The organism is Paenibacillus sp. M2, from assembly GCF_046713495.1.
GTDB classification, from domain to species: Bacteria; Bacillota; Bacilli; order Paenibacillales; family Paenibacillaceae; genus Paenibacillus; species Paenibacillus amylolyticus_B.
This window is the reverse complement of record NZ_CP169648.1, coordinates 6,760,063-6,775,137: the sequence shown is the minus strand read 5'-3', so window position 1 is coordinate 6,775,137 and position 15,075 is coordinate 6,760,063. Positions and strand designations below refer to the sequence as shown.

Below are 15,075 nucleotides of genomic sequence, written 5' to 3'. Positions count from 1 at the left end.
CTGGCAAATGGAGTTCGGTGAAAAAGGAACTTGTCCGCAACAGATACGTTTATCTGATGCTCGTTCCTGTGGTAGCCTACTATCTGATTTTCAGCTATGGGCCAATGTACGGGCTACTGATGGCATTTCAGGAATCCTACAACCCGATCAAAGGAATCTTGGCAGGCGAATGGGTCGGATTTGACAACTTCACCATGTTTTTTGAAAGTTATTATTTCTGGCGACTGATTAAGAACACACTGATTTTGAGTTTTTACAGTATTGTGTTTGGTTTCCCGGCTCCGATTCTACTAGCACTGCTGCTGAATGAAGTCCGGAAGAAGTGGTTCAGAGGTGCAGTACAGACCATCAGTTATATGCCGCATTTTATTTCGGTTGTCGTCGTGGTTGGAATGTTGAAAACGTTCTCATCTCTGGACGGTGGGTTATTTAACGTCATTCGTGACTTTTTTGATCTGCAGCCGATTATGTTTTTGGCGGAAAAAGATATGTTCCGTCCGATGTACATCCTGTCCAACATATGGCAGGGCGCAGGCTGGGCCTCAATTATCTTTTTGGCAGCATTAAGTGGTATTGATCCTCAGTTGTATGAAGCTTCCAAAATTGACGGCGCAGGCCGCTGGAGACAGCTGTTACATATTACACTGCCGGGCATCATGCCCACAATTGTGATCATGTTAATTCTGCGTATGGGGGCGGTCATGAACGCGGATTTCCAGAAAATATTACTGATGCAAACGGCACCGACCTATGAGACATCGGATGTCATATCCACCTTTGTTTATCGTTCCGGTATTTTGGAGGGGAACTATACGTATTCAACCGCCATCGGACTATTTAACGGCGTCATTAATTTCGCGCTGCTCATTATTGCGAATGCAATCAGCAGAAAGCTTAACTCAACCAGTCTCTGGTAATTGGAAGGTGAAGCGATGAAACAGTCTATAGGGGAACGAGTTTTTGATGTATTTAATACCCTGCTGCTCTTGGTCATCATGATTTTATGCTTTTACCCGATGCTGTACGTGTTCAATTCTTCCATCAGCGATCCGGATCAGATGCTGCGTTCCCGGTCACTGATGCTCATTCCTGAAGGGTTCCAGCTGGGAGCGTACAAGTCGGTATTTCAGGATACTCGCATCTATACGGGATATATGAACACCTTGTTCTATGTTGTGTTGGGTACAGCCATCAATCTGCTCATGACTTCGCTGGCAGCGTATGGGTTATCACGCAGTGATCTGATGGGCAGAAAAACGTTGATGAAGTTGATTACGTTCACGATGTTTTTCGGCGGGGGCATGATCCCGACTTTTCTGCTGATTCAAAATCTCGGGATGGTGGATACCCGTTTTGCGCTTATTATTCCGGGTGCCATCAGCACATTTTATTTCCTCATTATGAAAACAAACTTTGAAGGCATTCCGATCAGTCTGATCGAATCGGCGAAGCTTGATGGCGCCAATGACTTTCTGATTTTGTTCCGAATCGTACTGCCTTTGTCAAAGCCAATCCTGGCGGTCATGATGCTGTATTATGCGGTTGACCATTGGAATGATTATGTCGGGCCAATGCTCTATCTACGCAGTCAGGAGTTATATCCGATTCAGATTATTATGCGTGATATTCTGATCAGCAGCAGTACGGAGGCCATGGGTGCTGGCGCCGATACCGGCTTTGCCATTGGGGAGAACATCAAATATGCGACCATTATTATCTCCACGCTGCCGATTATGCTGGTATATCCGTTCATCCAACGTTATTTTGTTCAGGGCGCTCTAATCGGTGCTGTGAAACAATAAAAAATGTATCCTATGGAGGCGAATTACGTGAAAAAAAGAATGGGGTCCATCCTGTTGTCATCGCTACTTACCATGTCTTTACTGGCGGGCTGTACGGGGGATAATGAATCAGGTAACGCAGAGCCGGCAGAAGGAACAGAACCTGCGGTTCAGGCGTTGACGGAGATACCGTTACCGATTACAAGTGAGCCATTTACCATTGACTACTGGCGTGCCAATGACGCCAAACTGACAGCTTCCTTGAACAACTTTGGCGATATGGCCGCTTACAAGGAAAAGGAGAAGTTGACGGGAATCCAAGTGAAGTTTACACATCCTCCGCTTGGACAACAGCGTGACCAATTCAATCTGTTGATCTCCACAAAAGAGCTGCCGGACGTTATTTATTATAACTGGGCGGATGCCGTTGGCGGACCGGAAAAAATGATCAAAGACGGTCGCATCATCCGGCTGAATGAATTGATCGACAGTTATGCACCGAACTTGAAGCGGATTATTGAATCCGATCCGGATGTGAAGAAACAGATTGCACTCGACGATGGCACGATCTATATGTTCCCGCTGCTGAAGCTGGATGCATTGAAGCTGAATGCCACTTCCGGTTTAATTATGCGCCAGGACTGGCTTGATGCATTGAACCTTAAGGTACCTACTAACATCGATGAGTGGTATACGGTGCTTAAGGCATTCAAGGAACAGGACCCCAACGGCAATGGCAAGCCAGATGAGCTGCCATTCACCGGAAACTGGGGACCGGGCAACCTAACCAAGCTCCATGATTTTGCGGCGGCCTTTGGTGTCATTGGTGGCTTCCAGTTGAATGGAGACAAGGTGGAGTTTGGACCGATTCAGCCGGGTTACCGTGATTTTCTGGAGACCATGGCCAAGTGGTACAAGGAAGGGTTGATTGATCCCGAGATCATGACCAATGACGGCAAAGCGTTCGACTATAAAGTCACCAGCAATCTGGCAGGCGCATATCAGGGCGGTGTGTTCAGTGGTATGGGAAAATACTTCAATCTGATGAGAGATACCGATCCGAACTTTAACGTAACCGGTGTACCGTGGCCCGTATCTCCGGATGGCACTTCTTATGCTACCTTCAATCTGGAGAATAAGGTCCTAAGTTATGGTGAGGCTATTACGGCTTCTGCAGACGAAGATAAACTGAAATATATTGTGCAGTGGATGGACTACAACTATAGCGAAGAGGGTAGTGATCTGTTCAACTTTGGTATCGAAAATGACAGTTATGTTCGGGACGGAGAAGGTGTGAAATTCACAGATACCATCATTGATAATCCGAACGGTCTGACGTATGATCAGGCACTGGCATCCTATGCCTTATCCATTATGGACGGTCCAATCAATCAGGATAGCCGTTACCTGGATGCCTTATTATTTGACGATGGACAGCGTGCAGCGAATGCGGAATGGATGAAAGCAAGCTCGGCCTTAACACTTCCCCCAATTCGCTTGTCTACAGAAGAGGTAACCACTAGTACGTCCATCATGAGCCAGGTTAATACGTATTTAAATGAGACAATGACAGCCATCATTAGCGGACAGAAACCAATCACCGAATTTGACACGATGACCGAAACAATCAAGAGCATGGACATTGACCGGGCGATTGAGGTTCATCAGGCGGCCTATGACCGATATCAGTCCAAATAAACCGTGAGAAATCGAGCGCTAAAACTTTGGGAAAACCTTCCTGCATGTGATATACCTAGTAGTATCACGTGGTTCAAAGGAGCGCTTTGGTCATGAAAGCCTACCGCAAACTCAGCATCAAAATGAAAATGTTTCTGATGATCATGGTCATGATGGCGTTTATCATCATCCTGGCGTTTGGTTCCTTGTATTATACGTACTCGGTGTATGACAAACAGCTGTTTGATAAGTCTTCCCGACTTCTGAACCTTTCTTCGTCTACAGTGGATGTTGAACTTCAGAAGTTGGAAGCGATATCATTGAACATGATCTCCGATACGCAGATTCAAAGAGCCTTGAAGTCGTTGCTGGATGACGATAGCGCATATTCAAGCTTTATTGAACGAAAAAAGATCACGGATCGGCTATGGGAGCATATTAGTGGGGCTGCACGATATGTGCAGTCCGTCCATCTGATTGATTCCAGGGGAAGAGTCAATAAATATGGCGAGACACTAACCGTATCCCAGGAAAAATATGATCGGATGATTGCGGCTGCGGAGCAGGCCAATGGTGCAGTGCGCTGGTTATACCCGGATGACGATGACCCGATGCTGGTTATGGTGCGTCAAGTGCGTGCCTATGAACCGATGACCCTGGAACCGGTAGGCATACTGTTTCTGCGTATTAATATCGAGCGACTCGTTGAGGAGTATGCGGGCATGGATAGCCGGGACAGTGATATTATTTTAAAGGCAGGCAGTGAGGTGGTCTATCCTTATCGTCAGCTTCCAGAAGCGGTGTCCGCGGGGCTCAATCCACTTCCAGGCAGTGGGGGATATGAGATCAAAAATCTGGATGGGAGGGAGATATTCCTTTCCCAGAAAAAATCCGCCTATACCGGCTGGGTTTATTATAATATGGCCTCTTATGATGAGATTTTTGAACGTATCATATGGTTGAAAAATAGTCTGATTGTCGTATATCTTATCGCCATTCTGGTTGTCCTCGCCCTTGGTATGGTGTTCGCACGCAGTCTGACAAGGCCGATCAGGCAGCTTATCAGTCAGATGAAGGAGGTTCAGTATGGGGATCTGGAGAATATGGATGCCAATCTGTCCATTCCAACACACCAGCACATGGATGAACTGGGGTTATTACAGCGTACGTATCGAATGATGATTACACATATCAATACATTGATCAAAGAAAATTATGCAAGTCAGCTGGTCATTAAAGAAACGGAGTTTAAGGCGCTTCAGGCGCAGATCAATCCACACTTCCTGTATAATGCGCTGGATTCAATCCATTGGCTTGCCAAAAAGAACAGGCAGGAGCAAATCTCCAGTATGGTGCTGTCACTCGGGTATTTGCTGCGTTCCTCCATCAGCTTCAAACAAAATATCATCACCCTTGCCGAAGAGCTGGAGATCGTCAGCCATTACATCACCATTCAGACCTACCGTTTCCGGTATCGGCTGGATTTCCGCTTGGATGTGCCTGCTCCTTATCTGGAATGTGCCATTCCCAAGTTAACCCTACAGCCATTACTGGAGAATGCCATTCAATACGGATTGGAACCACAGGTTGGATCATGTCTGATTCGAGTGTATGCCGAGATATCAGGTGGCAAGCTGGCCCTGATCGTGGAGGATCACGGTCCCGGCATGGAACCCGAATATGTGGAACAAGTGCTGCGCGGTGAAGTGAAGACCAGAGGAACAGGTATTGGTTTGCTGAATATCAGGGAGCGGGTACGTCTGGCTTTTGGCGAAGAATATGATGTTCTACTGGAGAGCAAGCCAGGGCTTGGAACGAGAGTAACGGTGCTGCTGCCACCCCCATCACCAGGTAAGGAGGATAGGCCGTGAGAAGATTATTGCGAACCATAGGCGTAATCTGTCTTCTGCTGACTCTTCCTGGCTGCGTGAGCCAACTGGATCAAAGGCCAGGCATGATCGTTGACGAAGAGCCGATAACGTTGCGCATCGCTTGGTGGGGTGGGGAGTTTCGCAACAATGCAACGATCGCCGTTATCGATCTGTATGAGAAGTTGAACCCACATGTGAACATCGAATACGAATATAGCAGTTTCAACGAATACTGGAGAAAACTTGCCCCTCATGCGGCAGGCAATGCGTTGCCCGACATTATCCAGATGGACATCTCCTATCTGTCCCAGTACAGTTCGTTGCAACTGTTGGAGGATATGACGCCGTACATGCAGAGCGGACTGATTGACACGACAGATATTGAGAAGGAACAGCTGGAGAGTGGAAGCCTGAATGGCAAAACCTATGGTCTCAGTTTGGGGGTTAACGCCATGCTTAGCATCTATGATCCGGAAGTGTTGAAGGCCAATGATATTGAATTGCCAACGGATACGTGGACATGGGCGGATTTTGACCGTATGGGCGAGCAATTGCTGGGGAAAGGCATCTATCTGGGAACCTATTTCACGCCGGAACAGTTTTTCGCGTATTACTTGAGACAGTATGGTTCTAAGCTATACGCCGAGGATGGCAGAAGGTTGGGTTATGAGGATGATGGGTTGTTTATTGATTACTTTGGCAGGATGCAACAACTCGCGGAAAAGAAGCTTATTTTTGCACCGGATATCTGGACATCCGACATTGGCCAGCCTGATAACGACCCGTTTTATCTGGGAGAGGCTTTGTTTAGCTGGGGGTATTCCAACCAATTTATCAGCACCGCTCAGCGTTATGGCAAACCCTTAACCATCTCCCCAATGCCTGGGCCAAACAGCCAGGATGGATTGTTCTTGAAGCCAGGCATGTTTTTCTCCATGGCGGGTAATTCCAGACATAAGGAGGAGGCTGCCAAGTTTATCAGCTTTTTTGTGAATGATTTGGATGCCAATCTGCTGCTCAAAGGGGAGCGGGGTGTGCCTGTCTCATCCAGTGTCAAAGAGCGGATGAAGCTGGTGGTTGAACCGGAGCTGGCGCAGGTGTTTGACTATATAGATTGGGTTGCGGATCACAGCAGCCAGATGGACCCGCCTGATCCCGTAGGTGCGCCAGAGGTCACTGCTGTGTTACGTGAGTTATATGATCTTCTACTGTTTGGCAAAATTACGCCTGAGCAAGCGGCGGTGGAATTTCGTGAGCGAGCGAATGCCATCTTGGATGGGAAGTTATAAGAATGGACTAGATCATATATGTATTTAATGGGCTTGGGGCTGTTGTTGTTCACAAGCTCAACCTTCATTCTACTCGGGTGAGGGTTTTTGTTATGGAATGGTGTATATTTCCTCTAGTATAATGAAAATGGGTAGTCGTCCTATCTGTAGATTAGATAGATTCTATCCATATATTAATGGATGAGGAGTGTCAGGACATGTCCATACATCAGATAGGTCACAAAGTGTCTTTTGCAGATATACAAAAGAAGTTGCCTCAGGAAAGTTGGATGTACACTCAGAATGAAGCCCACAACGGTGAATTTGAAGCCGAGGAAGTATGGTTACATTCTGGTGATCTTCATATCAGCGAACTGTTGTTGGATGAAGGACCTTTTTTGATCTTGGTTGAAGGGAATCTGACAGTGGATCGTTATATTGGAAATACAAGTTCCGACGCGGCCAGTTCAAATCTGGTTGTACTTGGGAATCTCATAACGCCCTATATGATCGTGGGTGGGCAGGAAATATATATTACAGGTAATCTCTATGTGGAGGATATGTTCTGGGGGGATTATAACCATGGAGAATTGACAGTGAGGGGGAATGTAGAAGGTGGATTGCTGGTAAGTACCGAGCAATATAAGATTCAGGTTCAAGGACAGCGTAATGTGAAGCGTCAGCTTGAAGAATGGGAGGATCTCGGACCATGGCGGGGCTTTGACATGTTGGCGTTATTGGTTCCTGAATGTGTGATTGATGAAGATACAGATCCGTTTCCTTGGCGAGAAGAAATGTTAAAGAGGCTGCAGCGGGGACAACCTGTAATCAACCGAAAGTACATTCATGCTTATGAATCAGAGCCAGATGTGCCGGATTGTTTCGAAGATCATCGGGTTACCGCTGAGAACATAGAGCGTCTTACTCACCCATCTTTGTTACCTGTAAGAGAGGACGATGAGTTACTGAACAGCTATGAATTTTGGTTGGACGAGCAATTTTGCCGAGTATCGGTCTATGGAGATGAGCATACGGAGGGGTATTTCCGCAGTCTGTATTTTCAGGATGACCACAATTGTGCATTGTTGCTTAAGTTGGAGCCATCAGATCAAGGTTCCAACTCTCCTGATAAACATATCGTACAATCGGGTAAACCTGTCTGGATGATCTCAGGAGCATATCGTTATCTGCACAATGAGAATTCGGAATGGAACGTATTCTCGGAGAACTCACCTGCTGATATTCAACAGTTAAGCGAGCAAGGATGGAGCACCTTGTTGCAGTCTGTATCGAATTATCAATATGCCCGTTCCTTAATTTCGCACCAACTGATCCATGAGTTATTAGCACTGCCTGTTGTGGAGCCATATGACGATTATTATGATGATGATCGGCACGGACTGTGGATTGGAGAGTTATATTATGCATTTCGACAAGCAGGTCAGATGTCTAATGGTGTTCCCCGGCCAGCCATGCTTCGTATTGGAAGAGAGTATGTGGATGCTCAAGGGGAGACGCAGGTGGAGAAATACTATTATACCCTGCACCAACATGCGGACGGCTCGGAAAGTGTGTTGATTGAATACTCGGCTCAGACGGACGAGGATGAGGAAGAAGAACCGTTGTTGCTTGAACTTCATTATATAGGCGGCTCTCAATTACTACATGCCGTTCAATTGCTCGAACGTGGACGCCAAGTGCTCATTCAAGCAAATGAAGATCTACTGAATGGAGAGCCACCGTACGCTGCTGAATCATTTGCGAAGCGATTCTGGAAATCCAAAGGATATCTGAAATGAACAAAACAACCTTCACCTCGTTTGCAGAGGGAAGGTTGTTTTTATTTCGTATTTGTTTTTTTCGATGGTTGCTATATTAGGGCATGCTACTTAACCAAACTGGGCTTGATGCAGTCGGCTGTACGAGCCTTTACGCGCGAGCAGTTCTTCATGACTTCCTTGTTCGGCTACGCTACCGTTCTCCACCACTACGATGCGATCGGCGTGTCTGATGGTCGCCAATCGATGGGCAATCACCAATGTTGTACGTCCCTGAGCCAGCTCGGATAAGGCTAGTTGAATGGCAGCTTCCGTCTCGGTGTCGAGTGCGGAGGTGGCTTCATCCAGAATGAGGATAGGCGGGTTCTTCAGGATCATTCTGGCGATGGATAGACGTTGCTTCTGTCCGCCAGAGAGTTTCACGCCACGTTCACCGATCATGGTGTCCAGTCCATCTGGCTGGGATTGTACCAGTTCTTCCAGTTGGGCCCGGCGAATGGCTTGCCAGATTTCTTCATCGGAAGCATTTAGCTTGCCGTATGCAATATTTTCACGAATCGTTCCGTCAAACAGGAAAATATCCTGCTGCACAATCCCGATATGGGAGCGCAGTGATTCCAGGGTCATGTCCTTCACCGGAATGCCATCAATGGAGATATGTCCCGCATCCACATCGTAGAAACGTGGGATCAGACTGCATAACGTCGTTTTGCCCCCTCCTGAAGGTCCAACCAGAGCGACTGTCTGGCCAGCCTGAACATTAAGGTTGACCTCAGACAGCGTGGGTTTATGTTCTCCATAAGAAAAGGTGACGTTATGGAAGGCAATATCGCCTTTCACATCCGAAATGGGTTTTGCCTGTGGTGTATCTTCTACATCCGGCACGGCCTCAAGCAGCTCCAGATAACGTCTGAAACCGGCGATGCCTTTGGGATACGTCTCAATGACGGAGTTAATCTTCTCGATCGGTCCGAGGAATACATTGGACAGCATTACAAAAGCGATGAACTCCCCGTAAGTCATACTTCCTTGAATGACAAACCATGTTCCACATACCAGTACAAACAGGGATACAAATTTCATCAGAATGAAGCTAAGTGAAGAGTTCCAGGCCATAATGCGGTAGGTAATCAGTTTGGTGAGTCTGAAACGTTCGTTATTCTCAACGAAACGGCCTACTTCATGCTTTTCATTGGCAAAAGCCTGTACCACACGAATGCCGCTCACATTGTTCTCTACCCGTGCATTATAATCGGCGATATCTGCAAACATGCGCTTGAACGCCTTGGACATTTTGCGACTGAAATACAGCGACAGGTAGATCATCAGCGGAACAATGATGAACGTCATCACAGCGAGCTGCCAGTTGATTCCCAGCATAATACCGAAAGCTCCGGCGAGTGTCATGAAGGCAATGAATAAGTCCTCGGGTCCGTGATGCGCGATCTCACCAATATCCATCAGATCGTTGGTCATACGGGAGACCAGGTGCCCGGTCTTATTATTGTCGAAGAAGCGGAAAGACTGTTTCTGCACACGTGTGAACAGTTCTCTACGCATATCGGATTCGATGTTAATACCGAGCTTATGGCCCCAATAGGTGACTGCATAATGGAAAAAGGAACTGAGCAGGTAGATGCCGAGCAACCCGACACATGCCGCCAAGATCATGGACCAATTTCCAGCCGGAAGCAGTTGATCGACTACCCGGTTAACGGCAAGTGGAAAGGCCAGCTCCAGCAGCGCGGCGGCGATGGCACAGGAGAAGTCTAATATAAAGAGCCTTTTGTAAGGACGATAATAAGACATGAAACGGCGAAGCATATGTAAGTCCTCCTTGATATGACACAAATGCCCGAGCAGGCTTATCAGCCTATCCGGACACCTGTATTCATGCTTATGTTATTTGCGATTTTGCTCGGCACGTTCTACGATCATATCGGCGAATTCTTCAGCCTGACCTTGAATCGCAATCGGGTCAAAGTACCAGTAACGGTCTTCCAGTAATTCGTACACCTGATTGTTTTTCACAGCGGGCAGGGATTGCCAGATGGAGTCGCCTTGGTAATTTTTATTGTTCTCTCCAACGGTTAAGAAGATATGATCCCCTGCATAATCACCAACAACTTCACGCGAGATCTCTTTCCATTGGGTATCACCCATCAGTTCTTTTTTGGTGATTTCGAGTGGGGCAAGTTGCAAAGCACTGTAGACCGCTTGTCCTCCTCGACCAAAATTGTCTCCATATCCATAATAACTCTTGTCGGATACTTCAAGGATGGAGAAGGTTTCCTCCGGTTTGATGACGGTTTTCACCTTAGCACGAGCGGCTTCAATCCGTTCATCGTACGTTTTCAGCCAGGCTTCGGCTGCTTCGGATTTGTTCATCAGCTCTCCGAATCCCCGAATTTCGTCATGTACATTGGTGAATGTACCATAAGGAATCACTACGGTAGGTGCGATCTTTTGATAACTCTCAATTTCGCTGGCCTGGTCGGAGTAGGTAATGATCAGATCCGGGTTCATGGCAATGACCTTCTCCATCGATACCGCTGCCCGATCACCGATACTTTCAATGCCCTCCACCTGATCTGCATAGAACGGGTTTTCCAAATAATATTGAACAGCACCAACAGGTTTCACACCCAGTGCAAGCAGATCACTTACGTACATATCCGTCACGATCCGTTTGGGTTCAGCCGGAATTTCAACATCCCCGCTTAATGACTTGTAGATTCGCGTAGCATTCGAATTGTCCGAACCGGACGATGTGTCTGTTTTCGTCTCGGAAGAGGCTGTTGTCGTTTCGCTTCCCGCTGCCGATGTCTGTTCGGTGGCAGTGGAGCCTGTTCCGCTGCTACAAGCAGCCAGAATCATAATGATGGCGAGCATAAGCAGCAAGCCGGAAGAGCGTTTTTTTGCAGCAAACATATCCTGTTCCCCCTATATATAATCAATAATGATTATTATTCTCATTAATAACATAGAGGAAGATGTGAGTTTTGTACATGGACAACTATGATCACTATCGCATGGACAATTATGATGTCAGGTGATGCATGATATGCTGCAATTGCTCCATAACGGACAAGGGATCAAATCCGTAGAACATGTCGGCATCAATCTCGTATACACGTCCTTCACGAACGGCGGATAGGGTGCCCCAGGATTCCTGATTCAGCAAGTTATCCAACATTTCTCGTTCGGCAGGTTCCTCAGGAAAGGCGATAAACATGTGATCTGCAGCATACAAGTGAATCTCAGACAATGGAACATGAACGTATCCCGTAAGTAACTGCCCATCCTGCTCCATCCGTGAAGGTGGGGTGAAGCCCAGCGATTGATACAGTACATGAGAAGCTCTGCCCCAGCCATGACCATAGATATAAGCGCCGTCCTCTCCGATCATAAACATGCAAACGGCGGACCCGCGTGTCCCTTCCATCCATTGATTCAACGTATGATTGGCTTCCTGCTCAAGTTGATGATAACGATCTAATAACATCTGTGCATTGGACTCAAGCCCGGTAATTCGTCCCAGATGAAGAAGCTGCTCCTGCCAATCGAGTTCCTCAAATGGCATCAGAATGGTCGGTGCAATCAGACGTAGTTCGTCAGAAGCGGGATGCGGTGCATACCCGACAATGACATCGGGCTGAGCGTGTGCAATCAGATCCAGATGATTAATAAGTACATGCTCAGAGTACTGTTTGAATGAGCTAGGTCCAAGCTCTTTCGGCTCCATCCATTCTGCCACGGCACCTAGATGAGGGATATGGCCGAGCGCAAGCAGGGATGCGGTGTAGTTGTAAGTAAGGCTTGCGATTTTTTTTGGTGTTTTTCGGTAAAGTGTTGGTGCACAACCTACCGTTTGTTTGAATTTGCGACTCAGATAGAAGGTGTCTCTGTAACCCGTCACCTGCGCGAGTTCCTGCATGGTGGGGTTCCCGAGCAGTAGATGTTCCTGAGCCATTCGGATCCTTAGCCGGGTAACGTACTCCACGAATGTAAGTCCGGTGTGCTTTTTGAATTCTCTTGAAAAATGCTCCGGGCTTACATTAACCTCCCTCGCTAATTGCTCCCGGGTAAGGGGATGGGCAACCCTCTCATGAATGTGTGCGATCACAAAGTCCAACCATGAATGATCTTCATGAGCTAGGCGCATAGCGTGATCACGTAATGTATCCAACAATTGATAGAACAACGCATGAGGTTTGAATGGGCCTGCCTCTGCGCTTCTGGAACAAGCCAGAATTAATTCAGATGCGATCTCGGCAATCGCACGATTTGTCATGGTCGTGGGAGATCCAAACGGCCAGAGGGGTTCAGCGTTATCGGCTAAAACAAAGTCAAAGATTATGGCAATGCCTTGAACTGGAGAGAGTGAACCGCGTTTGCTTTCATGATGAAGCCAGGTCCCCGCCTGACGCACAGCAGCCGAGCCGGTACTCACCGTTAATGGTCCATGTACACTAATCAGTCTTGCCTGTCCCGAGGTAATGACATAGAGAACGTGCTTGTTGCTCCATAGCTCATCTATATAAGAGAAGGATTCCCGATCGTGGAACCGAATCAGATGACACAGCCTAAACATTGCCGGAGGAATAGAGCGAGTTTCCTGCAAGGGCAAAGACTGGGGTGCGAGATGCTTATGGACATGTTGTTTCGAATTGCTCATAACATAACGGTCTCCTTATGTAAGGTTGGATTAACATTAATTAATATGATGTAAATAATCAATAGATCGTAAGCTCATAAGAGGTTGTATAATCGAACAGAACCAATAATTAATAAAGTAGATTATCAAGTTAAGATTAATGTTGAACCTGCATTGTTTCATCTCAGAGTAATAATGGCATAAAAGCATAGTGGGCGAGCCGGTGCTACTAGAATTCATTGGTGATTCAAGGAGGTTGGAGTACATGAATGCATTTAAAATAATCTTATCAGTCATTTATATTATTACATGTATAACTATTATTTGGTTTAGTAACATGGAATCACCAACTAAATATATCGTTTTAATTATCCTATTAATTTTATATGTAACGATATCAAAGATATACGAAAATAAGAAGCGTAATAATTGATATCATTATCTTAAACGCTCCCCTAGCGGGGGACTTTTGTATGTTAGAAATAAATTGGTAACTGTTTATCCAACGTGAAGCCACAGATAATATCGGGTCAGATTCGTGTGCGTGTGAAAAAATGAAAAAAAGAGGTTGAAATCGCTATCAACACCGACTATAATAAAAATGTCGAAACGTTTCAATCTGGCGTTTACTGCCAGTTTCATTGTGTTAGGCACAAACTGTTCAGGGGGCGTCAGATTGAAAGACGTGTCATGACCATCACGAATGGTATGGTTTGGAACGGGACGCATTCAACCGTGGTCCCATAAGGATGGGAACGAGGATTTTTTTTGAGAACACCTCGAAACGTTTCGATTGACATCCATCGCTATGATATGTACAAAGATAATAAACGATAATGAAGGATTTAGTGGTTGTTCTAACCATGTATCGTATAAAATGTAGATAACCTTAGAATTTGTCTTAGTTTAGAAGGAGCGAACGTGGAATGGCAACGATTAAGGATGTGGCAAAGCTGGCAGGTGTAGCACTCTCGACTGCTTCCTATGCGCTGAGCGGGGATAGCAAGGTTAGTGCGAAGACCAAGGCTAAAGTGCTTGAGGCAGCACGAGAACTGAATTACCGCAAGAACGGCTTTGCCATGGACCTGAAACGGAGCCGGACAAACACGATCGCTTTGATCCTGACCGATCTGTCGGGCCCGTATTACTCGGAGTTGATCCGTAGTGTACAGGATGTAGCCCTCGCGAACGGGTATGACCTGATTGCGTGCAGCTCCATGGGTGGACGGGACTCAACGGCAGTGCGATTTTTGCGTGAAAAAAGAGTAGATGGAGCCATCATCCTGGCGCATAACATCCATGATGATATTCTGGTGGAATCTGCCGGTCATCGTTTTCCGATCATTGTGATGGATCGTCAGCTGTCGAGTGACCATCTGGTCAACGTGCTGGTGGATGGAGAGCAGGGCGGTTATCTTGCAACCCGCCACCTCATCCAGGCTGGACATCAGAAGATTGCATACATCAGCGGTCCATCCAACTCGTATGACAACGCGCTCCGTTACCAAGGGTATCTGCGAGCGATGCGGGAAGCGGGACTTGAAGAAAAATCCAAATGGCGTCTGAACGGCAATTTTGTACGTGAGGGCGGATACAGTGCAACCAAGATGATGATCATGCAGGGCGAGCTTCCCTCAGCGGTATTTTACGGTAACGATGAGATGGCGATTGGTGGCCTGAAAGCATTGGAAGAGCGTGGTATATCGGTGCCGAATGATATTTCCGTGATCGGTTTTGACGATATTCAGTTGTCCGAATATGTGCATCCACCGCTGACAACGATACGCCAGCCGAAGCATGAAGCCGGGTCGCTCGCCGGACATCTGTTATTCCAGATGCTCAATGGCGAAGCGGTTGACCCTTCATATACGTTAACGATTAATATGATCGAGCGCAGCTCTGTACGTTCGGTTTAGACCGAGTCTGAACAACAAAGAACTGCCTGCATGCTGGAAGTAAAAGTTTAATGATGGGGTTATCGTCCGGACGGGCTGTAAAAAGCCGGTTTGAAGAGGCCCCTATTCTTTTTCAAATTTATCGAAA

General features: G+C 46.8%; 10 protein-coding genes. 7 read left to right on the top strand and 3 right to left on the bottom strand.

The annotated features are described in order from the left end of the window. Window positions 1-56: 56 nt before the first annotated feature. The 6 genes from ACETMN_RS30855 to ACETMN_RS30830 all read left to right on the top strand — a co-directional run bounded on the left by ACETMN_RS30855 (window position 57) and on the right by ACETMN_RS30830 (window position 8,396). Window positions 57-917, top strand: a complete 861-nt coding sequence (locus ACETMN_RS30855; protein ID WP_235193717.1) for an ABC transporter permease — start codon at window positions 57-59, stop codon at window positions 915-917. 15 nt (window positions 918-932) lie between these two features. Beyond that, window positions 933-1,802, top strand: coding sequence for a carbohydrate ABC transporter permease (locus ACETMN_RS30850; RefSeq protein ID WP_091012830.1), 870 nt, complete (start codon window positions 933-935; stop codon window positions 1,800-1,802). Between the two features lie 27 nt (window positions 1,803-1,829). Next, window positions 1,830-3,479 carry an extracellular solute-binding protein gene (locus ACETMN_RS30845; RefSeq protein ID WP_091012832.1) on the top strand — a complete coding sequence of 550 codons (1,650 nt, stop codon included), beginning with the start codon at window positions 1,830-1,832 and terminating at the stop codon, window positions 3,477-3,479. 92 nt (window positions 3,480-3,571) lie between these two features. Next, window positions 3,572-5,329 carry a sensor histidine kinase gene (locus ACETMN_RS30840; protein WP_091012834.1) on the top strand — a complete coding sequence of 586 codons (1,758 nt, stop codon included), beginning with the start codon at window positions 3,572-3,574 and terminating at the stop codon, window positions 5,327-5,329. Then, entirely contained in the window at window positions 5,326-6,618 is a 1,293-nt protein-coding gene (locus ACETMN_RS30835) for an ABC transporter substrate-binding protein (RefSeq protein ID WP_091012835.1), read from the top strand. The genes ACETMN_RS30840 and ACETMN_RS30835 overlap by 4 nt, the downstream gene beginning before the upstream one ends. 197 nt (window positions 6,619-6,815) lie before the next feature. Continuing rightward, window positions 6,816-8,396 (top strand): hypothetical protein, encoded by a 1,581-nt coding sequence (locus ACETMN_RS30830; RefSeq protein WP_091012837.1) that lies wholly within the window; start codon window positions 6,816-6,818, stop codon window positions 8,394-8,396. 90 nt (window positions 8,397-8,486) lie between these two features. Here ACETMN_RS30830 and ACETMN_RS30825 read toward each other — a convergent pair whose 3' ends face one another. The 3 genes from ACETMN_RS30825 to ACETMN_RS30815 form a co-directional block, all read right to left on the bottom strand. Next, a complete protein-coding gene (locus ACETMN_RS30825; protein ID WP_091012838.1) occupies window positions 8,487-10,199 on the bottom strand; it encodes an ABC transporter ATP-binding protein in 1,713 nt (570 codons plus the stop codon). A 78-nt stretch (window positions 10,200-10,277) separates the two neighbouring features. After that, a complete protein-coding gene (locus tag ACETMN_RS30820; RefSeq protein ID WP_091012840.1) occupies window positions 10,278-11,306 on the bottom strand; it encodes an ABC transporter substrate-binding protein in 1,029 nt (342 codons plus the stop codon). Window positions 11,307-11,415: 109 nt separating this feature from the next. Then, on the bottom strand, window positions 11,416-13,053 hold the full coding sequence (locus ACETMN_RS30815) for an ABC transporter substrate-binding protein (protein ID WP_091012841.1): 1,638 nt from the start codon (window positions 13,051-13,053) through the stop codon (window positions 11,416-11,418). A gap of 905 nt (window positions 13,054-13,958) precedes the next feature. On the opposite strand from ACETMN_RS30815, the gene ACETMN_RS30810 reads away from it, so the two are divergent. Beyond that, complete coding sequence (locus tag ACETMN_RS30810) at window positions 13,959-14,948, top strand: LacI family DNA-binding transcriptional regulator (RefSeq protein WP_091012843.1); 990 nt, start codon at window positions 13,959-13,961, stop codon at window positions 14,946-14,948. Window positions 14,949-15,075: the final 127 nt, after the last annotated feature.